Raw genomic sequence first — 22,501 nt, 5'->3', positions numbered from 1 at the left:
CCGTGAATTTTCAGGACACTCAGTTAATCGGCGTTCTTGCGCGCGCGGAGTCTACCGTGAACTCGCTCAGTGGCTTATTGAGCGGGCTGGTGGAGAAATTCAGCGCGCGCGGACATGCCCTCTACCTCGTGGGCGGCTCGGTGCGCGATGCCCTCCTCGGCCGCTTGGGCAATGATCTGGACTTCACCACCCCAGCGCGCCCAGAGGTGGTCAAGGAAATCCTGGATGAGTGGGCCGAAACGGTATGGGATACCGGCATTGCCTATGGCACCGTATCCGCCGTGTACAAGGGCCAACAGATAGAAATCACCACCTTCCGCTCTGATTCCTATGATGGGCAGTCCCGCAACCCCGAGGTCATCTACGGCGATAGCCTGGAAGGCGATTTGGTGCGGCGCGACTTCAAGGTCAATGCCATGGCTATTGAGCTGCTTGCCGATGCCACCTTTGAGTTCCACGATCCCCTCGGCGGCCTCCACGATGTGGCCAACAAGGTGCTCGACACCCCCGATAAACCGGAAATCTCCTTCCACGATGATCCACTGCGGATGCTGCGCGCCGCGCGCTTTGCGTCCCAATTAGAGTTTCACGTGGCAGACCGCGTGGTTGCTGCCATGCGCGATATGGCGGCAGAGATCCAGCGGATTACGGTAGAGCGCGTTCAAGTGGAGCTGGATAAGCTCATCTGCGGCAAGGCGCCGTGGGATGGCATCGACCTACTGGTCAATACCGGGATTGCGGACTATATCTTCCCGGAGATCCCTGCCCTGCGCATGACCACGGACGAGCACGCGCAGCATAAGGACGTCTACGCGCATTCGTTGAAGGTGCTGCGCCAGGCGATGGATCAAGAAGAGGACGGTCCCGACTTGGTATTGCGGTGGGCCGCATTGCTGCATGACATCGGCAAGCCCGATACCTTCGATAACACCGACGGTAAGGTTTCTTTCCACCACCACGAGGTGGTGGGCGCCAAGCTCACGCGGAAGCGGCTGCGGAAGCTGAAATACCCCAAGGCCACGACGGAAGATATTGGCCAGTTGGTGTACCTGCACATGCGTTTCCATGGCTTTGGGGAAAATCAATGGACCGATTCTGCCGTGCGGCGCTATGTGAACGACGCGGGTGACCTCCTTCCCCGCCTGCACAAGCTGGTGCGCGCCGATTGCACTACCCGCAATGCCAAGAAGGCGCGCCGCTTGCAGCGCACCTATGACCAATTGGAGGAGCGAATCGCGGAGATTGGCCGCAAGGAAGACCTCGCGCGGGTGCGCCCGGACCTCGATGGTAACGAGATCATGGAAATCCTGGGCCTCTCCCCTGGGCCCGAAGTGGGTCAGGCTTGGTCCTACTTGAAGGAAATGCGCTTGGAGTACGGCCCCCTCGAGCGGGAAGAGGCTATTGCGAAGTTGCGTCAGTGGTGGGAGTCTAAACAGTGATGTTTGCCGATAGATTATTTAATGCCCTCGAGCGCAACGAACCCGCCCCTGGGCAATTACTCGTGTCCGCACCGGGGATGCTGTCCCCAGAATTCGCCCGTTCTGTCATCCTGCTGGTTGAGCACAATGACATGATGACCTTTGGCGTGGACCTCACTAAGCGCTCAGAAGTGGCCATTTTTAACGTGCTTCCAGAATGGATGCCCGTCGTTGCTAAACCGCAGGCGCTGTATATCGGCGGTCCGCTCAACCAGCAATCCGTCGTGGGCTTGGCGCAGACCAAGCAAGGTGTGGATCCAGATAAAGAAGAACAACTCAGCCGCCTCGCACCGCGCCTAGCGCACGTGGATCTGCGCTCCAACCCGGAAGATATCGAGCCGCTGGTCACCGGGATGCGCATGTTTGCCGGTTACGCCGAGTGGGGTCCCGGGCAACTGGAGGAAGAAATCGAAGCCGGCGAATGGTTCGTAGCACCCGCCCTAGCGCAGGACGTGGTGGCCCCAGGCCCGGCCGATCTATGGGCCGATGTCATGAAACGCCAGCCTATGCCCTTGCCGTTGTATTCCACCTATCCCGTGAATGTGGATGATAATTAATTCCTAGGCGGCGGAAAGTGATCGGTTACACTAACCCGTATGCGCGAGGAAATCCACAAGGGCATTAAAGACACGTGGGCGGCGGCTCTCGGGCTAATTCCATTGGGCTTGGCTTTTGGCCTCCTGATGGTCCAATCCGGCTTTAGCTGGTGGTGGACGCCCATATTTTCCATCGTCATCTACGCCGGTTCTATGGAGTTTCTCGCCATTTCCATGGTTACCGGCGGAGTTTCCGCGCTTTCCTCGCTGCTTACCGGTTTTATGGTGAATTTCCGCCATATCTTTTATGGGCTAACGTTTCCCCGCAAGCGGATTAAGTCCCCCGTGGGCAAGGCCTATTCCACCTATGCCCTCACGGATGAAACGTATGCCATCGTCTCGGCACTGCCGCGCGAGGAGCGGCTGAGCGGCACCCGCATCCTGAGCATCCAAATCTTTTGCCAAATGCTGTGGGTGGGCGGCGGACTCGTTGGTGCACTCGCCGGCCAGGTAATCCCCTCCTCCGTCGAGGGAATGGAATTCGCGCTTGTTGCCCTCTTCGTCGTCTTGGCGATGGACTCCTTCCGCAATAATCAGGATCTGTTCCTCCCGCTATCCGCTGCAGCCTTGGGTATTCTCGCCGCTTTCATTACCCCGGGGCAGCTGCTGATGCTCTCCCTGAGCGCCTATTTCCTGTTGCTCATCATTCGCTATCTATCGCCTCGCGTAGATAACGCGCTCACCTGGCGGCTGCAGCCGCTTGCCTCCACGACCGTGAAGGAGGATGACTAAATGCCGGCGGGAGTCAGCTTAGGCGCGATTGCCGCGGTCCTTATCCCCGTTGGCATCGTGACCGTTTTATTGCGGGAGCTTCCCTTCTCCGCAAAGAAGTGGATGAAAGATAGCGAGTTCTTTTCGCTGCTGGGCTTGATGATGCCCGTGGGCGTAATGACGATCCTGGTGGTCTATGCCGTTGCCGGACAGGCGGATGGCACCGGCGGCCTATGGCCAGTCTTGCTGGGTGTGTTGGTCACCGCTGGGCTGCACAGGTGGAAGCGGGATTCCGGATTATCCATCTTCTGCGGGACCGCGTTCTATATGATCCTAGTGAACTTGGTGCTCTAGCCCGCGCTTAGCTAAAGCCCAAACTTGGTGGTAGCCTCCGTCCACAGCGCCTCAAACTGTTCTTGGTTCATATAGCGGGCGCTAATATCCGGGAACTCATCGTAGGTATCGGGGTGCGGAACTACTTCTTGCGGCTTGTCCACGTTTCCCGTGGAACTATTTGGGGTCGCTACACCGACGATGGAGTCCGCGGGATCCAAAGCGATCATGCGATGCATGCGGCAGCGCTGGGCATCGTGTTCTTCTAATTCTGCGAGGTGGACCGCTGAGCCCACTCCCGGGACGGATAGTTCGGTGCGCACATAAAGGTAATTAGCCATGGGAACCTAGTGTAGTTGCTCCTCCTTCTCCTGCGAGTACTGGGATGCCAACAGTGAGCAGATCATCAGCTGCACCTGGTGGTAAATCATCAGCGGGAGTATCAATAGACCTAGCGATGTCGGACCTGAGGCAAACATGACTGAGGCCATGGGGAGGCCGGTGGCCAAGGATTTCTTAGAGCCACAGAATTGGATCGCAATAGTATCGGCGCGAGAAAATCCAAGTTTTCCGGAGACAAATCGCGTCAGCCACAACATGAAGATAACGAATCCCGCGGCGAAAGCGACGAGGAAGACAATCTCCCAGACAGAAATGGCGGACCAGATTCCATCCACCACGCCCTTGGAGAAGGCCGAATAGACCACCATAGCAATGGACCCGCGGTCCACCACCTTTGTAGCCTTGCTCTGGGCGAAGTTCGCTATCCAGCGTCTAGTTAGTTGGCCCAACACAAAGGGCGCGAGAAGCAAAAGGGAGATTTCCCCAAAGACGGAGGTATCGATATGCAGTCCGGAACCGCTACCCATGAGCAGCATAACTAGGACTGGCGTGATGAAGACGCCGGCCAAGTTGGAGGTCGAGGCGGAGACAATGGCCCCAGATACGTTCCCCTTCGCAATGGAGGTAAACGCCACTGAGGACTGCACGGTGGACGGGACCAGCGTGAGGAATAGTATTCCCATGTAGATATCGTCCGAAATGAACCCAGTGAGGGGCCGTAGGGTCAAGCCAATGAGGGGATAAATAACGAAGGTGAACGCGAGAATGGTGAGGTGGAGCCGCCAGTGCTTGAGCCCATTTAAGGCTTCTTGGGTGGATAACCGCGCGCCGTAAAGGAAGAATAACAGCGCGATCGCTACATTCGTCAGACTGCCAAAGACGTCAGCGAAGGTGCCGCGGGCCGGTGCAATGATCGCGATTGCCACGGCCGTAAGGATGAGGACGATGAGCGGATCCGGCTTTTTAAGTCTGTGCAGCATGACCCAAAGTGTAAACCGTCGCGCTTGGTTCCACGAAAGGTAGTGCGGATAATTTTCTTCCGTGTGCTCCTCTTAAGCCGCGTGGTTTCACGTGAAACCATGAGCGTAGAGGGTGCGGCGTCCGCGGGAGTTACGCGGTAGTGACCTTTGCGCCCTCTTGGCTTATCTCAAATTCTTTGAGCGGGTCCCGACCCGGGCCTTCGATGACCGAACCATCTTGCAGGTTATAGGACGTATGATGCGCCGTGCAGGTGGCAGTCATACCGTCGATCTCCGTGATGGGGTTTTGTTGGTGCGGACAGGTTTGGGAGTAGGCCTTAAACTCTCCCTCTTGCGGCTGTGTGAAGATTACTCCGTCGACGATGATGCCGGAGCCTACGGGAATGACCGTTGCCGCGATTTCCGCGGATGGTTCTGAGCCGCAGGCCGCGAGGTACGCACCTGCGAAAGTCGTAGCGGATCCGAGCAGGAACATGCGGCGTGAACAGATAGTCATAGCCCCTACTCTATCCTGAATGGTTTAAGGCCGGAACATGATTTCGGCAACGGTTAGTGAAGTGTTTGCAGGCATCAGAAGTAAAACGGTTCGGTACAGGTTTCACGTGAAACACGCCATTAGGAAAGGCTGCCGTTCCAGGTGTCGACGGAACCAGACTCGGTGGGCGTGAGTTCATATGTGCCGGAATCTAGACCCAAGTCATTAACGATGGGGTGTGGCCCCTCCCCTCCTGCGGCTTGTGATTCTGGATCAATCCGGTGTGAATCGGCGACATAAGAGCCGATGCTGAAAGTGGAAACGGCGATTGCGGCGAGGGCTGTGGTTTTCTTCATGCCTACCATTGTCTACCCTTGCCTGCGCCAGGTGTAGTGGCTGAGCCGAGCTGTGCGGAACCTCTATGCGAGTTCCAGGAATTTCCACAGGAAGCGCAGTAAGTGGAATAATTCCAATATAGGCGGGGCCCAATATGGAATGCACCATGGTGAATGGCTAGTTTAATTTAGTTGTGACGAAAAGGGTGCAGATCCGTGTTCCAGAACAATAACGTCACAGTGTCATAAAAAATCTCCCTCGCTTGTCTCTGTATGCGGCGATTGCCGAACAGGGACGGGAGGGAGAAAAAGCGAAAGCTAATTATTTAGTTATCAGAGTGGCGGGCGGCCTGGCGGAGTGCGCCCAGATCAACCTCGGGCTGGGCGGCGGAGTCAGTGGAGGCCTCTTCCCCACCGCAGCCGCCGGAGCCACAGTTGCAGCTATCGCCACAACCCTCGTCATCGGCATGCGCTTGCTCATAAAGAAATGCCGCGCGGGATCCAAGGTTCGAACCGACGGAAAGCGCGAGGACCGCGATGACGAAAGTGGTGACCGGAATGAGCCACATCCAACCCTCCGCGCGGAAGGCTACGACGCCACCGAAAAGTAGCGATACTCCACCTAGGGCCCAGAAGGGACCGGCGACGGCGTGGGCATTATCCCATGCTTCTCGTGACTTTCGGATTTCTTGTAAACGCAAGCCGATGTATTTATTGCCGGGCAACCGCTTGGTGGCGGCGAGCGCGCCCACCGCGATAAGGAAAACGGCAAGGACTAAAAATATGATTCCCACTGCGACCATATCCTTAGTGTAATCCTGTAACGCCATATTGGAAATTAACCTACGGGGCTTGTGTCTTAAATATAAGGCGGCTCGGGTAATATTCAATTTGGATCGATCGATAGATATTCGCTCGGTTTTGCACCTGCACCACGTTGTCTCTCCTTCCGCTGGAACGCACCCACGTGCGTTCTCGGACTGGGAACACCTAACCTGATTGTGATTGCATGAATCTCAAGAAAATAGCGGACTCTCTCCTTTTCCGAATCGTTCTCGCCATCGTGCTTGGCATTGTCGTTAGCCTTTTTGCGCCCGAATGGTTCGGTCGAGCCTTTGCCACGTTTAACGGTCTATTCGGTAACTTCCTCAATTTCTTCATTCCTGTCTTGATTTTCGCGCTCGTTGCACCGGCGATTGCTGGCCTTGGCAAGGGCGCAGGAAAGTGGTTGGGAGTGACAGCAGGCATCGCCTATGGCTCCACCATTCTGGCAGGCTTGATTGCTTATGGCCTGGCAAAGTGGCTCTATCCCTCGATGTTGGCGGGCCAAACACTAGTGACCAATGTGTCGGATGTCGACGAAGGTTCCCTCGAGCCTTATTTCGAGGTGGAGATGGCACCACCGTTTGAGGTGATGACGGCGTTATTGCTGTCCTTCTGTATTGGTGTCGCGATGACGACGGTCAAGTCCGATACTCTCTACACCGTCACCAAGGAACTGGAAAATGTAGTGGTTAAGGTGATTTGGGGATTCGTTATTCCCATTTTGCCGTTCTACATCTTCGGCATGTTCCTTGGGCTGGGTATGAACGGCAATATCGGCGAGGTGCTCTCCGCCTTTGCAAAGGTATTGATCCTAGCTGTTGTCATGACGCTGGTTTATCTCGTGCTCCAGTACGTGGTGGCCGGGGCAATCGCAGGGAAGAATCCTTTTAAGGCGCTGCGGAATATGCTTCCGGCATACTTCACGGCATTGGGTACGTCGTCGTCTGCGGCAACGATTCCGGTGTCCTTGGAGTCCAGCTTGCGCAACGGTATTTCTAAGCCGGTCGCGAGCTTCGTAATCCCGCTGTGCGCGACTATTCACCTGTCCGGCTCCATGATGAAGCTGACGCTCTACGCCTTCGCCATCGTCTTTATGGCGAATATGGATATCAGCACCGGCACCGGTCTGGGCTTTATCTTCCTGCTTGGCATTATGATGATCGCTGCACCAGGCGTGCCGGGCGGCGCCGTTATGGTGGCCGTTGGTCTATTGGCGGACATGATGGGCTTTGATGACGGAATGGTGGCGCTGATGATCGCCGCTTATATCGCGATCGACTCCGTCGGTACCGCAGCAAACGTTACTGGCGATGGCGCCATTGCGATGGTCGTCGATAAGTTCGCCCGCGACAAGGTCGATACCCTCAATGAAGAAGAGGCAGAGACTGCGGCCTAATTTCACGTGAAACAATTGAGCCCCCTGGCTTCCCCACTCAATGAATGTGGGAGGAAGCCAGGGGGCTTTTTGTGGCGCTACCGCTCGGAGGACGCTTTATTTCTTGGTTGCTTCCTTCATCGCGGAGATGAAGTCGGTCAGCTCCGCATGTAAGGCATCCGCATCATTGATCTTTCCCGGGGCGCCGGTTTCACGTGAAACATGGCGGTCGATGATCTTAGTGATTGCGGATCCGGTAATGGCGCCAGCGGCGTTTGCGGCGATGGCATCGGCGACGTGCTGTGGCGAAGAGATACCGAAACCAAGTAACACCGGAGGCCCATTGAAGCGCTGAATGCTGGAGACCACCTCGTCGAGGCCGGTGGTTTCTGATTCCTTTTCGGTGCCCGTTACACCATCGCGGGAGATCGCGTAAATATATCCCTGCGAATGCTCGGCGACGCCGGCAAGCGTGTGCTCTGCGGCCCGCGAGGGGGCGATGAAGATGGGGTCGATTCCAGCTTCCTTTGCCGCGGCAATGAAAGGGGCGCCTTCGCGCACGGGGACATCGGGAAGCAAAATGCTATCGGCGCCCGCTTGCGCGAACTCCGCATAAAATTGCTCCACCCCGCGGGCGAAGGCAACGTTGCCATAGATCAACATGCCGATGGGCAAATCGGGGAATTCGGTCCGAATCGTCTGCACCTGATCCAAGGCGCTATCAAGGGTCGCTCCCCCATCGAGGGCGCGGATATGCGAAGCCTGGATGGTGGGACCATCCGCGACTGGATCCGAGAAGGGGACGCCGAGCTCCAGGGCGTCCGCCCCGGCGGCGACTGCGTTGCGGATGATATCCAGGCTAGCTTCAGGAGTTGGATCGCCCAGCATGATGAAAGGGACAAACGCACCCTCATTCTTCTCACGCAACGCGGCAAAAAGTTCATCGTAACGGCTGCCCATGATTAGTTCTCCTTGAGTTGCAGTTCGGGGTGGGATTCCAAGGTGTGGCGGACATAATCGATGTCCTTATCGCCGCGGCCGGAAAGTGATACGAGGATGGTGATGTCTTCTTCCTTGCGCTTCAGTGCATAGGCCAGGGCGTGGGAGGATTCGAGGGCGGGGATAATGCCTTCCTTCTTGGACAAGAGTTGGAACGCCTCTAGAGCTTCTGCATCCGTGATCCCCACATATTTTGCGCGACCGGTGGCGTGCAGGTGCGCGTGCTGCGGCCCCACGCCGGGGTAATCCAGGCCGGCGGAAATGGAATAGGATTCTTCCACCTGACCGTCAGAATTGCGCATGAGGTAACTGCGCGCTCCGTGGAGGATGCCCACGGTGCCGTTGTTAATGGTGGCGCCGTGTTCCCCGGAATCGAGGCCCGCGCCGCCTGGCTCAGCACCTACCAATTCCACTCCTTCTTCATCGATGAAGTCCGCGAACATGCCGATGGCGTTGGAACCGCCGCCCACACAGGCGACGACGAGATCGGGCAGGCCTCCCGTCTTCTCGAGGAGCTGGGCCTTGGCCTCAGTAGAAATGACGCGGTGGAATTCGCGCACAATGGTGGGAAATGGGTGTGGGCCAGCCGCGGTGCCGAGTAGGTAGTGCGATTCATGGAATGTAGCGGTCCAATCGCGCAGTGCCTCGTTGACGGCATCCTTCAACGTCCCGGAGCCGGTATCAACGGGGATGACCTTTGCACCCATAAGTTCCATGCGGAAGACGTTGGGCTGCTGGCGCTGGACATCCTTGGCGCCCATGTAGACCACACACTCGAGATCGAGCAGCGCACATGCCAAAGCGGTCGCCGTGCCGTGCTGGCCCGCGCCGGTCTCGGCGATGATTCTCTTCTTGCCCATGCGCTTAGCCAATAGGGCTTGGCCAAGCACCTGGTTCGTCTTATGGGCCCCGCCGTGGACGAGGTCCTCGCGCTTCAAGAAGATCCGCGCCTTGCCGCCTAGCTTCTTAACCTCGGTGATGGGAGTCGGGCGGCCTAGGTAATCGCGCAGCAATCCGGCGAGTCCTTCGCGGAAGCTGGGATCATTCTGGGCATCGACAAAAGCCTGTTCCAATTGATCCAAAGCGGGGATGAGGGATTCCGGTACGTATTGTCCGCCGAATTCCCCGAAGTATGCGGGAAGGAGTGTTTCACGTGAATCGGGCATGGTTAATCTTTCTTGTCAGGTTGGTTGAATAATCGGATGGTGCGGAAGGCTCGCGATATCAGGGCGGCGTCTTTGTGTCCGGGACGCGTTTCTAATCCTGAGTTCAGGTCGAGCCCCGCGGTTGCCGCGCGGAGCGCGTCTTCCAAGTTGTCAAGATTGAGGCCACCGGCCAACAGGCTGTGGGCTTTGATGTCGTCCGGGATTGCGTCCCAATCAAAGCTGCGCCCGGTGCCTCCCCTCCCCGAGTCGAGCACGAGGCGGTCGACCTGTGCGGCAAGCTTCGGCGCTATGTCTACCCACTGAGGGTTGGTCATGTCGATAGCCCGCCAAACAAGCTCCGCGTCGGTATCCGCGAGGGCCGCGCGTGCGCGTTCGATCAGTTCGAGCTCTCCATCCACGCTGCCTTGGAATGGGGCGTGCAACTGGATTCCGGACAGGCCACGCGTTGCCGCTATCTCCCGCAACTCAGAAGGGTCGTCGCTGCGGCTCACTGCTACGAAATCCAAACCGGGTTCGGCGGCGATGATTTTCTCGGCGGTTTCACGTGAAACATTGCGCGGGGAATCCGGAGCGAAGATGAGCCCTCCGTAGCGGGCACCGGCGGCGCGGGCGGCTTGGGCGGTGGAGGCGGCGGTGATTCCGCAGACCTTATTCGCGCCGAAGAGCAGATCCCGGGCGGCGCGGTCGATGTCCTCGTGGGAGGTGAGTTGGGAGCCGACGAGGAAGGCGTTCGCGTGGGCGCCCAAGCGCCGGATGGTGTGGTTATCGCGGATGCCGGATTCGGAGACGACGACCTTATCGTCAGGCACGTACCCGGCGAGCTGCTCGGTGCGGGAGAGATCGATGCTCAAGTCATGGAGGTTGCGGTTATTAATACCGATGATCTCCACCCCGAAGGACAGCGCGCGGTCCACCTCCTCCTTGGTGATGGCTTCAGTGAGGACGTCGAGGCCTAGCTTGTCCGCCAAAGTCTTCAGCTGTGCAAAGGTCTCATCATCCACGATGGACATCATGAGCAAAATTGCATCCGCGCCGTAGTAGCGCGCGGCATAGACCTGAAGCGGATCGACGATGAAGTCCTTGCACAATACCGGCAGGTGCGTGGACTGGGCGACGGTCTGGAGGTGATCGTAATCCCCGGCGAACCGCTCGGGCTCACACAGCACGGAAATGGCATCCGCGTAGCGGGAATAGACGCGCGCGATTTCGCCGGGGCGGTAATCCTCGCGAATCATTCCGAGGGATGGCGACGCAGACTTGCACTCCATGATGAAGCGGTTGGTGCCATTGAGCGCAGCAAAAAGCGAACGGCGAGACGGCTCAAGTTTTTCTACGTCTACGTGCGCGATGCGCTCGCGAATGCCGGCAAGGTGGGTGCGGCGCTGAGCCACAATCCCCTCGAGGACTGTCGGCAGTTTCTCTTCTGTCATTTCTTATCCCTAGTGTGGTTTCTTTAGTACTCGGCTTCCTCGTGGGTGCGCAGCCAGCGGTCCACGTCCCCGTTATCGATGAGCCCCTTGGCGTGCGCGACGCCCTCTGCAATCGAAGCCGTGGTGCCACCCAGATAAAACATCGCTCCAGCCGATGCCGCGACCGCATCATAGTGCGCCGGCTTACCCGAGCCATTAAAGATGGCGCGCACATGCGCGGCGTTATCTTGACCGTCGCCGCCGGCGAGCTCACTGAGCTCATGCTTGGCGATGCCCAACCCCTCCGGCGTGAGCTCATAGTGCGAAATCTCGCCGTCCTTCAGCTCCCAGACCTGTGTGGTGCCGTGGGTGGCGATTTCATCGGTACCGGCGCCGTGGACGACGAGCGCTCGCGTGCGCCCCAGTTCCCGGAAAACTTCGGCGATCATGGGGCCTTGTGCTGGGTTGGCGATGCCCATGATCTGTAGCTCGGGCCGGCCTGGGGAGAGCAAGGGTCCCAAGGTATTGAAAATGGTGGAGACCCCGAGCGCCTTGCGCACCGGTTGCACGTGGGCCACGGCCGGGTTGTAGGCCGGAGCAAAGAGGAAGGTGAAGTTGGAGGCTTCGAACTGCCGGACGGCGCGGTCCACGTCAAGGTCCAGCGGAATATTCAGTGCCTCGAGCACATCGGCGGACCCGGACTTGGAGGAGACGGACCGGTTGCCGTGCTTGACCATCCTCACTCCCCCAGCGGCGGCGACCAAGGAGGCAGCCGTCGTGATATTAATGGTATTCGCGCCGTCGCCGCCCGTTCCCGCGGAGTCCATGAGGCCTTCACCGGTAATGGGAAATGGGTGGCCAACGTTCAGGAATGCCTTGGCGGCACCCGTAATATCCGCGAGGGTTTCGCCGCGGGTGCGGATATGTGTAAGCAACGCGGAGATCTGAATATCGTCATAATCACCGACGGCAACCGGAGTGAAGACCTCGGTTGCTTCCTCCACGGTGGGCGCGGGATTATCTAAGAAAGCTTGCAGCGTTTTTAGCGGGCTTTGGTTCGTCATTAGTGCTTTAGCTCCATAGTGGGAGTAGTGGATAGTTGATAGATGCAACGGTCTAGAATGTCTGGGCCACGGGGCGAGAGGATCGACTCGGGGTGGAATTGCACCCCCAGCGCCATGCCATCGTCCGTTTCGGCTGCCATGGCGATGGTGCCGATATCCGCCTCCGTCTCCGCGAGCACCCGCATGCCGGCCGGCACCTGCGTGCACCCCAAGGAGTGATACCGCGCCACCGGGACCTGGGTACCGGGGACGCCGGGCTGGGCGGGATCGGCATCGGTGGCTAGCCCGGCGAAGACTGGGTGGGCAGTGCCGGCATCGGTAAGCGTCATAGGCATGGACTTGCCGTGTACGGGTCCGCAGGGCCCTACCCCGCCACCGTGGTATTCCAGTAGCGCCTGGAAACCCAGGCAGACACCGAGGATGGGGATGGTGCCCAAGGTGGCATCGATAAGCTCCATCATGCATCCAGCATCGCGTGGGTGACCGGGGCCTGGGGAAAGGACAATAATATCGGGCTCGGATGCGAGCACCTCCGCGACGGACACGCTGTTGCGGTAGACGGTGGTGCGGTAGCCGGCGAGGGCGTCGACGAGGTTATAGACAAAGGAATCGTGGTTATCGAGCAGAACCACGTGCGGCGAATTCATCGCTGTACCTCCAGGGTGGCGTTGTGCGCGAGGGCAATGGCGTGGAGAACGGCATAGGCCTTGTGCAGGGTTTCATCGGCTTCGGATTGCGGGACGGAATCGTGCACCACCCCGGCACCGGCTTGAACAGCAGCCGTACCGCGGTGCACGAAGGCGGAGCGAATGACAATGCAGGTATCCATGGCACTGTCGCCGCGCAGGTATCCCACTGCGCCGCCGTAGGAGCCACGGCGCTTGTGTTCGGCTTGGCGGATGAGCTCGCTGGCGCGCAGCTTGGGCGCGCCGGTCAACGTTCCCATGTTCATGCAGGCGCGGTAAGCATCGAGGGCATCGAAGTCTTTGTGCAAGGTGGCGGTCACGCGGGAGACCAGGTGCATGACCCGCGAGTAGCGATCTACTTGGAGCAGGTCTGCCACCCGCCTCGTGCCGGATTCTGCTACGCGGGCGAGGTCATTGCGCGCGAGATCCACCAGCATGGTGTGCTCGGCTAGTTCCTTGGTATCCGTGCGCATTTCTAGCTCGTTGCGGATATCTAATTCATCGTTGATGGTGCCGTCCGGGTTGAGCCCGCGGGGCCTGGTTCCGGCAATGGGATAGAGCTCCACCTGCCGCGTCTCTGGGTCAAACTTTAAATTGGATTCCGGTGATGCACCGAAGAGCTCGTAATCCGCCCCCCGGAGATAGAACATATACGGCGAGGGATTGGTCTCCCGGAGCTGGCGGTAGGCCGCGAAGGCATCGGGGCAGTCCACCGTGAACGTGCGGGCGGGGACGACCTGGTAAATATCGCCGGAATCAATATTGCCCTTGAGCCGCGTTACCTGATTGCAAAACGCGGCATCATCAATATCCGCGGTTGCAGTCAAGGTTCCCGCGGGCTGGCTAGGCGCTGGGTCCCCTATCGCGTCGATGGGTGTGGCAGCTAGTGCATCGAGCGTGTCTTCCAAGCGGGCTCGGTCGATATCCCAGCCCTCTACCCGCGCGGTCTGCGTAAGGTGATCCACCGCGAGAACAGTTTGAGCGACAAGGAATTCATAATCGGGAAACTTATTGGGCCCCTCGCCTACCTCAGGCAGGTTTTCAAAAGTGGCCAAATAGTCATAGGCAAACCCACCGGCGACGAAGGGCAATAGGGGCGAGGAATAGGAATCATCGCGCTGCAGCGCGCGGAGGATATCCGCCGTCGATTCATCTAGGAGCCGTTGCCGTTCATCGGACTCGTTGGAGGGTGAGAACTCAAAAACAATTTCCGTGGTTTCACGTGAAACAATCCGGTTAGCGAAGCGGGCTTGCAGCATGGTGATGAGCTGCTCCCCCGCTGGGCTGAGCGCGAGGACGCGAACCCGCTGGCCGGTGCAGGTGACTTTTGCCGCGGCATCAAGCACGGCCAGGCACGTGAGGTTTTTCTTGGTTTCAATATCAGCGCTTTCCAATAATAAGGAATCGCTGGATCGCGCCAAGCTATGAAATAGCGCTGAGGCATCCCGGCAATAGGCAATATCGCGGGTGGCGGTGTATGTCATTGCAGTGCCCTTTCAGGAGTAACTGAGGAACAGAGTGCGAGGGACCCGAGGTATCCGCGAGCAAAGGCACTGAAAACGCCGAAAGGCCCGCAGAATGCGAGCCTAAAAATGGGTTGCGAAGAAAGGCCCGCGAGTTACGCGCGCCACCACCAACGAGTAGTCATTTTCTTCATGGGCACTAGCCTAGCCTAGATTTCTATAGCGTGGAAGAAACAAGTGAAAAATATTCAATCGGTATCTAATAGGTGGTCTTCGCGTCCGTTAAGGGTAATGTGGTGCAGGTCTATATCTTCAAGAAAGGTGACGATAAGTGAGTATTAATATCGAAGAGGTAATTGCAAAGGTTCCCACCCAATTGCTTATTGGTGGTGAGTGGCGCGATTCCACCTCCGGTGAGACTTTTGACGTAGAAAACCCAGCGACGGGCGAGACGCTGGCGACGCTATCTTCCGCAAACTCGGATGATGCGATTGCTGCCCTCGACGCCGCCTGTGCCGTGCAGGATGAATGGGCGCGCACCACGCCGCGCGAGCGCGCGGAGATTCTGCGCCGAGCATTCGATCTAGTACAGGAGCGGGCGGATGAATTCGCAGCCCTGATGACGCTAGAGATGGGTAAGCCCTTCGCGGAAGCTAAGGGTGAGGTCACTTATGGCGGCGAGTTCCTGCGTTGGTTTAGTGAAGAAACGGTGCGCGATTACGGTCGCGCCGCAACCGTTCCGGAAGGCACGCTGCGGATGATCACTCGCCGCAAGCCGGTGGGTCCCTGCCTTTTGATCACCCCGTGGAACTTCCCGTTGGCCATGGCTACCCGCAAGGTGGCTCCCGCGGTGGCAGCGGGTTGCACGATGGTGCTCAAGCCGGCCAAGCTGACTCCCCTGACCGCGCAGTACTTTGCGCAGACCATGATCGATGCTGGGCTTCCAAAGGGTGTGCTCAACGTCGTAGCCGGTAAGTCTGCATCTGCAATTTCGGAGCCATTGCTTGCCGATGACCGCTTGCGCAAGCTTTCCTTTACCGGTTCTACCCCAGTGGGCCGAACCCTTTTGAAGGGCGCGGCCGATAACGTACTGCGTACCTCCATGGAACTGGGAGGCAATGCCCCATTCATTGTCTTTGAGGACGCAGATATTGACCAAGCGGTCCAGGGTGCGATGGGCGCCAAGATGCGCAATATTGGCGAGGCCTGCACCGCAGCAAACCGCTTCTTGGTCCACGAATCTGTAGCCGAGGAGTTCTCCGAGAAGCTCGTTGCGGAATTCGAGAAGCTCAATTTGGGCAATGGTATGGACGAAGGTGTTACCTGCGGACCGCTCGTCGAGTCCAAGGCTTTGGAGAGCATTGCGGCACTTGTGGACGATGCCGCAGAAAAGGGCGCTACCATCGCCACCGGCGGTAAGCGCGGGGATGGCGCTGGCTACTTTTACGAGCCTACGGTGATTACCAATGTTTCACGTGAAACGCGCGTCGCCCAGGAAGAGATCTTCGGTCCAGTCGCCCCGATTATCACCTTCAGCACCGAGGAAGAGGCGCTCGAGATCGCAAACGATACCGAATACGGTTTGGCATCTTATGTCTTTACTGAGAATTCCGACCGCCTGTGGCGCATCGCCGATGGCCTAGAGTTCGGCCTGATGGGCTTCAACGCCGGCGTTATCTCTAACGCCGCTGCCCCATTCGGTGGCGTCAAGCAATCCGGAATGGGCCGCGAGGGTGGCGCGGAAGGTATCGAGGAATACACCTCCGTGCAGTACCTGGGCATCCGCGACCCTTATGCCAACGCTTAGGCCTTAAGCCGGCAACGCAATCACTGTTTAGAGCGCGCTTATAACCGTGTTTGATTAAACATTTAAGTGCGTGCGGCGTATACTCACTCCCCGCATAATTGTGATTGCTTTCCTTCTCCCCGCACGCTGCCCTTCTGGGGCCGTGCGCGGTTGGGAAGATTTTTTATTTTTTAATTGGAGTGAGTCTTGTCAACAACGAATTCAGCGGCTCAGCCGCCATTGATTACACCCACGTTTCTGTTGGCGTGGGTGGCTAATTTTGGTCAGTTTCTAGTCTTCTACTTAACGGTGACGACCATGGCCCTGTATGCCGTCGAGAGCTTTGGGGCCTCCGATACCGTCAGTGGTTTTGCCTCCAGCGCCTTTGTTTTGGGTGCGACATTCATGCGCATCTTCTCCGGCTGGTTGGTGGACCGCGTGGGGCAAAAGCGCGCCGCCCTGACCTCGCTGGCCTTCGTCAGCATCGTGACGGTGGGCTATTTCGTGGCCCATAACGTGGCTGTCCTCATCCTCGTGCGGCTGTTTCACGGCGCGGGCTATGCGTTGACCTCTACGGCGCTCATGGCCGTCGCGCAATCCGTCATCCCCCAACAGCGCCGCGCGGAGGGCACCGGCTACTTTGCCCTCGGCACCACACTTGCCACCGCCTTCGGCCCCGCAGTGGGCTTGTTCTTGGCCAATAACATTGGCTACAACACCCTCTTCGCGGTCGCCCTGGGTTCCAATATCGTCTCCCTCGTGCTGGCGCTCGTGCTGCGCTACCCGGCGGAGCTCGATGAGGAAAAGCCCGCTTTCAAGCTGAGCAATGCCGTGCACCCCAACGTGGTGCCCATTGGCCTTTTCATGCTCTTGGTGGGCATCGCCTACTCCGGCGTGGTCACCTATCTCAACGCCTATGCGCGCGAAGAGGACCTGGCCACAGGCGCCGGCCTCTTTTTCATCGGCTACGCCGTAGTCATGCTCATCATGCGCTTTTTCTTGGGCCGCATCCAGGACCACAAGGGCGATAACTCGGTCATGTACCTGGGCCTAGTTTCCTTCGTCATCGCCCTTATCATCATGGGCTTTCCCAGCAATGACGTCATGCTCGTGGTGGCGGGTGCGTTTACGGGCATGGGATACGGCACGCTAAGCCCCGCCTGCCAGGCCATCTCGGTGCGCTCTGTATCGGCCGCTCAGATAGGCGCGGGCATCTCCACGATGTTCCTCTTGATGGACTTCGGCATCGGCCTCGCCCCCTTCGGGCTTGGCCCCATCGTGAGCGCCACGGGCTTCGATACGATGTACCTCATCCTCGCCGGCCTCATCGTCGTCGCGGCGGTGTACTACTACATGGTGCACGGCCGCTACCCCAAGGCGAAGGCGCCCGTTATCAGCGCCACAGAGGGCACGCAGCCGGCCTAAAGCGGCACAGATTTTTGGCTCCGGGTTTATACCCGGAGCTTTTTTGCGTGCTGGGGCGGCAAGCACTTGGCATCGACCACGCGCCGGGCCATCGCCCGGTCCCCCATCTTGGCCGCAAACGCCATGCGCATGGTGATATCGTGCGCGGGGGCGGGGCCGCAGATTATGGCATCCCCGGCAGAAATGCGCCCGGGCGAGATGACGCGGAAGTACACGCCGCAATCACCGCGCGCAGTCCACCGCTTGAGCCAGCCCTTTTCCTGCACCCAGCCGGAAAAGGTTGCGCATGGCTGGCGGGGAATGGAGACCTCGAGCGTAGCCGTGCCGATGTGGAGGCGTTGATTGATAAGCAGCGCGGAGAGATCAATGCCGCGCGTGGTGAGGTTTTCCCCAAAGGCCCCTGAACCCAGCGTGCGGCCCAGCGAATCCTCCCAATAATCCAGCTCCTCGCGGGCATAGGCATAGACCGCCTTGTCACTTCCACCGTGGTGCTCGCTATCGCCGATAGAATCGCCGCGCACGCCGGAACCATCGCCGTAATTGGGTCCGGGAGCGGAAATATCGATGAAGTCTTGCGGGCGCTTGTCGATGCCCGAAAACTCATGCCTCCCGCTCGGATCCGGCCTGCGCACGGCGACGTTGGTGGAAATAACCTGCATATCAGTCACTGTAGTCGCGGGTAAGGGCCTCTGCAGTGAGAATATCCCGGTAAAACAGCTCCGGAGCCAGCGAGACCGCCTCCGCGAGCTGCGGGAGGGCATTATCTAGCGCGGAGGCCACGGCCGCATCCGTCAGCTTCCCATTGGCCACCCCACGTGCGGCAATGGCAAAGACATAGGAAATAAACGGCATCCAGGCGGAGCCGCCAAGATCCGTGTTTCCATCCCCAAAGGCGTCCAGGGCGAGCAGTGTGTGCAATACCGACTTATCTACGCCCAATTGTTGCAGCGTCACGCGCAATTGCAGCGCGGTAGTGCGCAGGTTGGACATGGTCCCCAGGCGGGTCAGTGCCAAGTCGTTATCGAAGCACTCGCGCAGCGCGGCGATGCGGTGGGCGTCATCGCATAACTGCGCGCTGTCCGTTGCAGGCGTTGGGGCCTCGCCGGTGGCGCTCATGAGCAGCATGGGGCGGGTGACATCGTCTACGCCCGTGGTGGCCGTGCGCCACAGCGAGGGGGAGCCGGAGTGTTCCACGTGGGCCTGGTTGGCATCGGCAAGCGCGGCGAGCACGGAAGAAGGTTCCGCGGCCTCTTCCCCATCGCTGCTAAAGGAACGGGTAATCAGGCCCGTGCGCACCAACGCGCGCATGCGCTGGCCGCGTTCGAAGTCGACCTGCATGAGCGCATCAAGGCTGGCGCGCGGATCAGCTTCGATGTTCTTGATAACGCCCTCGAAGGTCTCCTTGGCCTTGGGAGCGAGGCGGCGCAGGGCGGCATAGTTCTCCCACGTGCCGGCGGTATTCTCGCTCTCGCCGTCGTGGAAGATGATAAGCGAGCTTGCCGGTGGGTACTGCGGGGCGGCGAGATCGCTGGCCGGTTCATCCTCGCGGAAGTCCACGATGAGATCGCCAGCCTCGTGTAATTCCTCCGGTAACTCGAAGCCCTCCTCCACCGGCTCCAAGGGCAGCGGTTCGCTGGCGGGGTTGCCGAGCGGCCACGCCCAGGCCAAAAGCTCCACTTCCTCTTCGTGGGTTTGCTCGGGTATCAAGATGCCATCTTCGATGGTGGCGCGCGCCACCAGTGGCGCCTTGCGCACCGTGGCGATGGCGGCATAGATCAGGTCGCTTGCCGCGGTTGCCTCGTATTCCATCACGCGACGGTCCATGCTGCGCTTGAGGTGCGCCGCGCGCTCCTTATCCGGCAGGCCCTCCAGGTACTCCTCATAGGACAGCGTGGACCACAGGAGGTAGAGCTCCAGCGAGGACTTCTTGGTCAGCGCGGCCTTGAGGGCGCGATTCGGGACGGAGAGCGTGGTCGTCGCCTCCGTCGAACCATTGGCGGTAACGAGATCCCGGATCTTCTGGTTCTTATCAATGACCACGAATTTTGCCAGCGGCAGTGGCTCCGGCGAGTGCACCGTAAACAGTGCATCCGCATCCAGCTGATCCGCCAGGATGACCTGCTTATCCATATAATCCACGGGCTCGGCCGCGGTGCGCTTCACGCGCGTGCGGATGGTCGCCGGGATGACCTCAAAGGTCAGCTCGTAGCCGGCCTCGCTGCTGATGGTCTCCTCGCGCACCGATTCGTCTTCCCCAAATACGCGCTGGCCCTTTTCCATGTGAATGGGCTTATCGGGGGACGAGGCAAGCGCATAGCTAAACGGTGAGAGGTTCCCCAGCGCATCAATGAAGCGGAAGTTGGTGCCGCGGGGTCCCTCGTTCTTGGAGCGCATGTGGAGGGTTTCGGCAAAGTTGAGATAGAGGACATCGACAAGCTCCTCGCCCTTGTACAGGCTAAAGCGGTACCGGCCCACCCAGGGGTCTTCGAATACGTCACCGGGTAGAACCTCATGGATTCCCTCCGGCAGCTCATCTTCTAAGATTTCCTCCTCTTCCCCACCGATGGGGACATAGGTCAGCTGCAGGTGCAGTGGGGTATTGACCAAGAGGCGTGGGGATTTCGTGTACACCAGCTCGCCGTCCAGCCCGCGCGCGTTGGGCAGGGACTTGACCGCCATATCCCAGGAGAAATCCGCGCCTTCCGCGACGGTGATGGTGGCCTTGTCCTGGCGCGGTACCGCAATGGAGAAGGAATCTTGTGCCGCTACCTCAAAGATGGACCAGCCTTCCCACGCGCCATGCGGGCGCGGCTGGTTATCCGGGGCGGGGGTTAGCTGCGTGCCGGTCGGTGCGATGAAGGTATATGCGCCCTGCGCGATGGGCTGCGTGCTATCGACGGGCCGGTGTGTGGAATCAAGTAGCAGGCCGCCATTGGCAATACCCGCAAACTCCAGCGTCTGCTCCGCAAACGTAACGGCAAGGTGGGTAAAGGGCTGTGGCATGGACACCCACAGGCCAGGTTCTTCACCGGCGACGTAATAAAACTTGCGGGTGACCTCCGTGCCGTCCAGCAACTGTGTGGTCACGGTCCATTGGGGGTCTTCTGGTTCATAAGCCGCGCTCACGGCTGGCAGGTAAAGCTCTAAAGTATCGGTATCCGGCGAGAGGCGAAGATGCGGAACCCCCTGAAATACCGCCGCGTCTAGAAAAGATGATAGCTGGCTACGAAACTTCTCCTGGCTCATTTACACCAGCCTAGATCATTTTTGAAAAGATGTGGATTCTGCAGGCAGAAGGCAATAAGAAGGCTTTCACCACCGTGGAAGTGAAAGCCTTTGCGCGAGATTAATCGCCTGGATTAGTGGAAGAAGTTCCGCCAAGCATTCGGGTTGATGGTGATGATGCCCAGCTGCTGGGCCAAGAAGGCAATGGCCCCGATAGCCAGCGACGCGATACCGGCGCCCGCGATACCGGCGAGGAGCCCGCTCTTGGAGGAGCCGTCACCGTCACCGGCGTCGGCGTTGTCGTTGCTGCCCTGGTCATCGTGCTTGACCCACCATTCATTCAGGGTGAGCTTGGCCAAGGTGGTGTTATCGATGTAGTCACCGCGCACGGGGTCGGTGTGGGTGGCCTTCGCGCGAAGGGCCTTAGAGCCAGCGCCCTTGAAGAAGAATAGGACGAGCTGGTTGGTGTGCTGCGTGGAGTACCACTGGTGGCCAGAGGGCAGGGTGTTGCTGCCGCCACCGTTCATGGAGTTGAACTTGCCCTCAGAGCGCTCATTGGCACCGGAGAGGTATCCCGTTTCGTGGTCAGCGGTAACGACTAGCAGGGTCTCATCCCAGGAGGAGTTTTCTTCTACCCAGTCGATGGCGGCATCGACGGACTTATTGAAGTCCTGTACCTCTTCGATATCGCGGGCGGATTCGTTGCCGTGGCCGCTCCAGTCGATGGCACCGCCTTCGATCATGACGTGGAAGCCCTCGTCATTTTGGCCCAGTGCATTGAGGGCGCCGGTGGTCATGGTGGGAAGATCCACGACATCGTTGAACGGAGTGTCATAAGGCACTGTGGACTCGCCGGAGCGTGCCTGCTGCAAGGTAGAGGCCACAGGCGCCAGGCCGAAGTACTTCTCCCCCGCCGCGACATCACCTTGGGCCAAGGCCTCAAATTGCTCCTTGGTTTCGGCGTAGTTCCAGTCGGACTCCCCGGACGATAGCTTGTTGAAGACCTTTTCAGACAGGTACTTGTACTTGGCCTCATCTTGCTTCTTGTTGTCATCGTCATAGAACGGGTGGCCGGAGCCCATGATGACATCGAGGTCAGAGTTGAACATCTCCTCCGCAATCTCTTGGTAGTTATTGCGGGAGATATTGTGCGCGGCCCAGGCAGCTGGGGTGGCGTGGCTAAACGGCACGGAGGAGACCACGCCGGCGGACTTTCCGGCCTTCTTGGCGCGCTCGGAGGTGTTTTCCTGCTCGTGGCCGTAATCATTAACGCCAAGCTTGCCGTTATCGGTCTTCACACCGGTGGACATGGCGGTGCCGGCGGCAGAGGAATCGGTGTATCCCTCATCCACGTACTCGTGGGTTGCCCACGCCTTTTGTGGGTCGTAGGAAGAGCCATTGGGGTAGGTGGTCATGGACAGGCGGTTGAAGTCCTCGAAGCGCTGCACGGATGCGCCGTCGAGTTCTTCTGGGCCTTCGGCGCTAAATGCGCCATCGACCAGGTATTTGGACTGGCCGGTTTCGTAGAGGTTATTAAATGCCACGTGGCCGTAGCCCATGCCATCACCAATCATGTAGATGATGTTCTTTGGGCCCTGGGATTCGGCGGCGGTGGCTGGGGCAATTGCGCCAGCGGTAGCCACGGTTGCGGCTACGGCAGCGGTGCCAATGCGGAGAGAGGTACGCATGAATTGTCCTTTGTGGAAGTGAGAGATGAAGAGATGGTGGCCTTGCGAGCAAGAGAGAAATGACCCAAACATGGTTGGGTGCAAAGCCTTGAATTGAAGATAAAAGCGTGATTTAACCATGAAAGGAACTGGGCGTTAAT

Annotated in this window: 21 protein-coding genes; 7 read left to right on the top strand and 14 right to left on the bottom strand. The window is 58.8% G+C overall.

The window, feature by feature from the left end; genetic code table 11:
• Nucleotides 1–2 precede the first annotated feature (2 nt).
• From ACLI1T_RS11255 to ACLI1T_RS11240, 4 genes are read left to right on the top strand one after another with little or no spacing between them, the layout of a single operon-like run.
• On the top strand, nucleotides 3–1,439 hold the full coding sequence (locus tag ACLI1T_RS11255; RefSeq protein ID WP_023024578.1) for a CCA tRNA nucleotidyltransferase: 1,437 nt from the start codon (nucleotides 3–5) through the stop codon (nucleotides 1,437–1,439).
• Nucleotides 1,439–2,035 carry a YqgE/AlgH family protein gene (locus ACLI1T_RS11250; RefSeq protein WP_284770829.1) on the top strand — a complete coding sequence of 199 codons (597 nt, stop codon included), beginning with the start codon at nucleotides 1,439–1,441 and terminating at the stop codon, nucleotides 2,033–2,035. The genes ACLI1T_RS11255 and ACLI1T_RS11250 overlap by 1 nt, the downstream gene beginning before the upstream one ends.
• A gap of 39 nt (nucleotides 2,036–2,074) precedes the next feature.
• Complete coding sequence (locus ACLI1T_RS11245) at nucleotides 2,075–2,806, top strand: AzlC family ABC transporter permease (protein WP_023024574.1); 732 nt, start codon at nucleotides 2,075–2,077, stop codon at nucleotides 2,804–2,806.
• The gene (locus tag ACLI1T_RS11240) at nucleotides 2,807–3,139 is read left to right on the top strand and encodes a branched-chain amino acid transporter permease (protein WP_023024572.1); all 333 of its coding nucleotides are present in this window, start codon (nucleotides 2,807–2,809) and stop codon (nucleotides 3,137–3,139) included.
• Between the two features lie 11 nt (nucleotides 3,140–3,150).
• Here ACLI1T_RS11240 and ACLI1T_RS11235 read toward each other — a convergent pair whose 3' ends face one another.
• From ACLI1T_RS11235 to ACLI1T_RS11215, 5 genes are all read right to left on the bottom strand, one after another.
• Nucleotides 3,151–3,459: a hypothetical protein gene (locus ACLI1T_RS11235; RefSeq protein ID WP_023024569.1), complete on the bottom strand. Its 309-nt coding sequence runs from the start codon at nucleotides 3,457–3,459 to the stop codon at nucleotides 3,151–3,153.
• A 6-nt stretch (nucleotides 3,460–3,465) separates the two neighbouring features.
• Nucleotides 3,466–4,440 (bottom strand): bile acid:sodium symporter family protein, encoded by a 975-nt coding sequence (locus ACLI1T_RS11230; protein WP_023024567.1) that lies wholly within the window; start codon nucleotides 4,438–4,440, stop codon nucleotides 3,466–3,468.
• 130 nt (nucleotides 4,441–4,570) lie between these two features.
• The gene (locus tag ACLI1T_RS11225; RefSeq protein WP_023024565.1) at nucleotides 4,571–4,936 is read right to left on the bottom strand and encodes a Rieske (2Fe-2S) protein; all 366 of its coding nucleotides are present in this window, start codon (nucleotides 4,934–4,936) and stop codon (nucleotides 4,571–4,573) included.
• A 119-nt stretch (nucleotides 4,937–5,055) separates the two neighbouring features.
• Complete coding sequence (locus ACLI1T_RS11220) at nucleotides 5,056–5,271, bottom strand: catechol 1,2-dioxygenase (RefSeq protein WP_232208530.1); 216 nt, start codon at nucleotides 5,269–5,271, stop codon at nucleotides 5,056–5,058.
• 305 nt (nucleotides 5,272–5,576) lie between these two features.
• Nucleotides 5,577–6,053: an SdpI family protein gene (locus ACLI1T_RS11215; RefSeq protein WP_034661150.1), complete on the bottom strand. Its 477-nt coding sequence runs from the start codon at nucleotides 6,051–6,053 to the stop codon at nucleotides 5,577–5,579.
• A gap of 206 nt (nucleotides 6,054–6,259) precedes the next feature.
• Here ACLI1T_RS11215 and ACLI1T_RS11210 point away from each other — a divergent pair, with 206 nt between their 5' ends.
• Nucleotides 6,260–7,471 (top strand): dicarboxylate/amino acid:cation symporter, encoded by a 1,212-nt coding sequence (locus ACLI1T_RS11210; protein ID WP_023024558.1) that lies wholly within the window; start codon nucleotides 6,260–6,262, stop codon nucleotides 7,469–7,471.
• Nucleotides 7,472–7,567: 96 nt separating this feature from the next.
• Here the strand turns inward: ACLI1T_RS11210 and trpA are convergent, their stop codons facing one another.
• Genes trpA through ACLI1T_RS11180 form a run of 6 tightly spaced genes read right to left on the bottom strand, consistent with a single transcriptional unit; the run spans nucleotide 7,568 to nucleotide 14,258 of the window.
• Nucleotides 7,568–8,410 carry a tryptophan synthase subunit alpha gene (trpA, locus tag ACLI1T_RS11205; RefSeq protein ID WP_023024556.1) on the bottom strand — a complete coding sequence of 281 codons (843 nt, stop codon included), beginning with the start codon at nucleotides 8,408–8,410 and terminating at the stop codon, nucleotides 7,568–7,570.
• A 2-nt stretch (nucleotides 8,411–8,412) separates the two neighbouring features.
• Complete coding sequence (gene trpB / locus ACLI1T_RS11200; RefSeq protein WP_411702699.1) at nucleotides 8,413–9,615, bottom strand: tryptophan synthase subunit beta; 1,203 nt, start codon at nucleotides 9,613–9,615, stop codon at nucleotides 8,413–8,415.
• A gap of 2 nt (nucleotides 9,616–9,617) precedes the next feature.
• Complete coding sequence (gene trpCF / locus ACLI1T_RS11195; RefSeq protein WP_411702698.1) at nucleotides 9,618–11,045, bottom strand: bifunctional indole-3-glycerol-phosphate synthase TrpC/phosphoribosylanthranilate isomerase TrpF; 1,428 nt, start codon at nucleotides 11,043–11,045, stop codon at nucleotides 9,618–9,620.
• Nucleotides 11,046–11,068: 23 nt separating this feature from the next.
• The gene (gene trpD, locus ACLI1T_RS11190; protein ID WP_284896408.1) at nucleotides 11,069–12,088 is read right to left on the bottom strand and encodes an anthranilate phosphoribosyltransferase; all 1,020 of its coding nucleotides are present in this window, start codon (nucleotides 12,086–12,088) and stop codon (nucleotides 11,069–11,071) included.
• Nucleotides 12,088–12,735: an anthranilate synthase component II gene (locus tag ACLI1T_RS11185; protein WP_349852931.1), complete on the bottom strand. Its 648-nt coding sequence runs from the start codon at nucleotides 12,733–12,735 to the stop codon at nucleotides 12,088–12,090. The genes trpD and ACLI1T_RS11185 overlap by 1 nt, the downstream gene beginning before the upstream one ends.
• Nucleotides 12,732–14,258, bottom strand: coding sequence for an anthranilate synthase component 1 (locus ACLI1T_RS11180; protein WP_411702697.1), 1,527 nt, complete (start codon nucleotides 14,256–14,258; stop codon nucleotides 12,732–12,734). The genes ACLI1T_RS11185 and ACLI1T_RS11180 overlap by 4 nt, the downstream gene beginning before the upstream one ends.
• Nucleotides 14,259–14,568: 310 nt before the next feature.
• Here ACLI1T_RS11180 and ACLI1T_RS11175 point away from each other — a divergent pair, with 310 nt between their 5' ends.
• Complete coding sequence (locus tag ACLI1T_RS11175) at nucleotides 14,569–16,044, top strand: NAD-dependent succinate-semialdehyde dehydrogenase (RefSeq protein WP_023024543.1); 1,476 nt, start codon at nucleotides 14,569–14,571, stop codon at nucleotides 16,042–16,044.
• 219 nt (nucleotides 16,045–16,263) lie between these two features.
• Complete coding sequence (locus ACLI1T_RS11170) at nucleotides 16,264–17,448, top strand: MFS transporter (RefSeq protein WP_198010510.1); 1,185 nt, start codon at nucleotides 16,264–16,266, stop codon at nucleotides 17,446–17,448.
• Nucleotides 17,449–17,474: 26 nt separating this feature from the next.
• Here the strand turns inward: ACLI1T_RS11170 and ACLI1T_RS11165 are convergent, their stop codons facing one another.
• The 3 genes from ACLI1T_RS11165 to ACLI1T_RS11155 all read right to left on the bottom strand — a co-directional run bounded on the left by ACLI1T_RS11165 (nucleotide 17,475) and on the right by ACLI1T_RS11155 (nucleotide 22,361).
• Nucleotides 17,475–18,107 carry an MOSC domain-containing protein gene (locus ACLI1T_RS11165; protein WP_349886935.1) on the bottom strand — a complete coding sequence of 211 codons (633 nt, stop codon included), beginning with the start codon at nucleotides 18,105–18,107 and terminating at the stop codon, nucleotides 17,475–17,477.
• A 1-nt stretch (nucleotide 18,108) separates the two neighbouring features.
• On the bottom strand, nucleotides 18,109–20,694 hold the full coding sequence (locus tag ACLI1T_RS11160; RefSeq protein ID WP_411702696.1) for a hypothetical protein: 2,586 nt from the start codon (nucleotides 20,692–20,694) through the stop codon (nucleotides 18,109–18,111).
• A 113-nt stretch (nucleotides 20,695–20,807) separates the two neighbouring features.
• A complete protein-coding gene (locus ACLI1T_RS11155) occupies nucleotides 20,808–22,361 on the bottom strand; it encodes an alkaline phosphatase (protein ID WP_411702695.1) in 1,554 nt (517 codons plus the stop codon).
• Nucleotides 22,362–22,501: the final 140 nt, after the last annotated feature.

The sequence above is a fragment of the Corynebacterium tuingiense genome (genome assembly GCF_046718165.1).
Lineage (GTDB): Bacteria > Actinomycetota > Actinomycetes > Mycobacteriales > Mycobacteriaceae > Corynebacterium.
The sequence above is the reverse complement of the archived record's forward strand: the minus strand, read 5'-3'. Positions and strand labels throughout refer to the sequence as shown.

Excerpts from the sequence above, each read along its gene's own strand:
- ACLI1T_RS11250 (WP_284770829.1), top strand. The coding sequence starts at position 1,439 with ATGTTTGCCGATAGATTATTTAATGCCCTCGAGCGCAACGAACCCGCC.
- ACLI1T_RS11245 (WP_023024574.1), top strand. The coding sequence starts at position 2,075 with ATGCGCGAGGAAATCCACAAGGGCATTAAAGACACGTGGGCGGCGGCT.
- ACLI1T_RS11240 (WP_023024572.1), top strand. The coding sequence starts at position 2,807 with ATGCCGGCGGGAGTCAGCTTAGGCGCGATTGCCGCGGTCCTTATCCCC.
- ACLI1T_RS11235 (WP_023024569.1), bottom strand. The coding sequence starts at position 3,459 with ATGGCTAATTACCTTTATGTGCGCACCGAACTATCCGTCCCGGGAGTG.
- ACLI1T_RS11230 (WP_023024567.1), bottom strand. The coding sequence starts at position 4,440 with ATGCTGCACAGACTTAAAAAGCCGGATCCGCTCATCGTCCTCATCCTT.
- ACLI1T_RS11225 (WP_023024565.1), bottom strand. The coding sequence starts at position 4,936 with ATGACTATCTGTTCACGCCGCATGTTCCTGCTCGGATCCGCTACGACT.
- ACLI1T_RS11220 (WP_232208530.1), bottom strand. The coding sequence starts at position 5,271 with ATGAAGAAAACCACAGCCCTCGCCGCAATCGCCGTTTCCACTTTCAGC.
- ACLI1T_RS11215 (WP_034661150.1), bottom strand. The coding sequence starts at position 6,053 with ATGGTCGCAGTGGGAATCATATTTTTAGTCCTTGCCGTTTTCCTTATC.
- ACLI1T_RS11210 (WP_023024558.1), top strand. The coding sequence starts at position 6,260 with ATGAATCTCAAGAAAATAGCGGACTCTCTCCTTTTCCGAATCGTTCTC.
- trpA (WP_023024556.1), bottom strand. The coding sequence starts at position 8,410 with ATGGGCAGCCGTTACGATGAACTTTTTGCCGCGTTGCGTGAGAAGAAT.
- trpB (WP_411702699.1), bottom strand. The coding sequence starts at position 9,615 with ATGCCCGATTCACGTGAAACACTCCTTCCCGCATACTTCGGGGAATTC.
- trpCF (WP_411702698.1), bottom strand. The coding sequence starts at position 11,045 with ATGACAGAAGAGAAACTGCCGACAGTCCTCGAGGGGATTGTGGCTCAG.
- trpD (WP_284896408.1), bottom strand. The coding sequence starts at position 12,088 with ATGACGAACCAAAGCCCGCTAAAAACGCTGCAAGCTTTCTTAGATAAT.
- ACLI1T_RS11185 (WP_349852931.1), bottom strand. The coding sequence starts at position 12,735 with ATGAATTCGCCGCACGTGGTTCTGCTCGATAACCACGATTCCTTTGTC.
- ACLI1T_RS11180 (WP_411702697.1), bottom strand. The coding sequence starts at position 14,258 with ATGACATACACCGCCACCCGCGATATTGCCTATTGCCGGGATGCCTCA.
- ACLI1T_RS11165 (WP_349886935.1), bottom strand. The coding sequence starts at position 18,107 with ATGCAGGTTATTTCCACCAACGTCGCCGTGCGCAGGCCGGATCCGAGC.
- ACLI1T_RS11160 (WP_411702696.1), bottom strand. The coding sequence starts at position 20,694 with ATGAGCCAGGAGAAGTTTCGTAGCCAGCTATCATCTTTTCTAGACGCG.
- ACLI1T_RS11155 (WP_411702695.1), bottom strand. The coding sequence starts at position 22,361 with ATGCGTACCTCTCTCCGCATTGGCACCGCTGCCGTAGCCGCAACCGTG.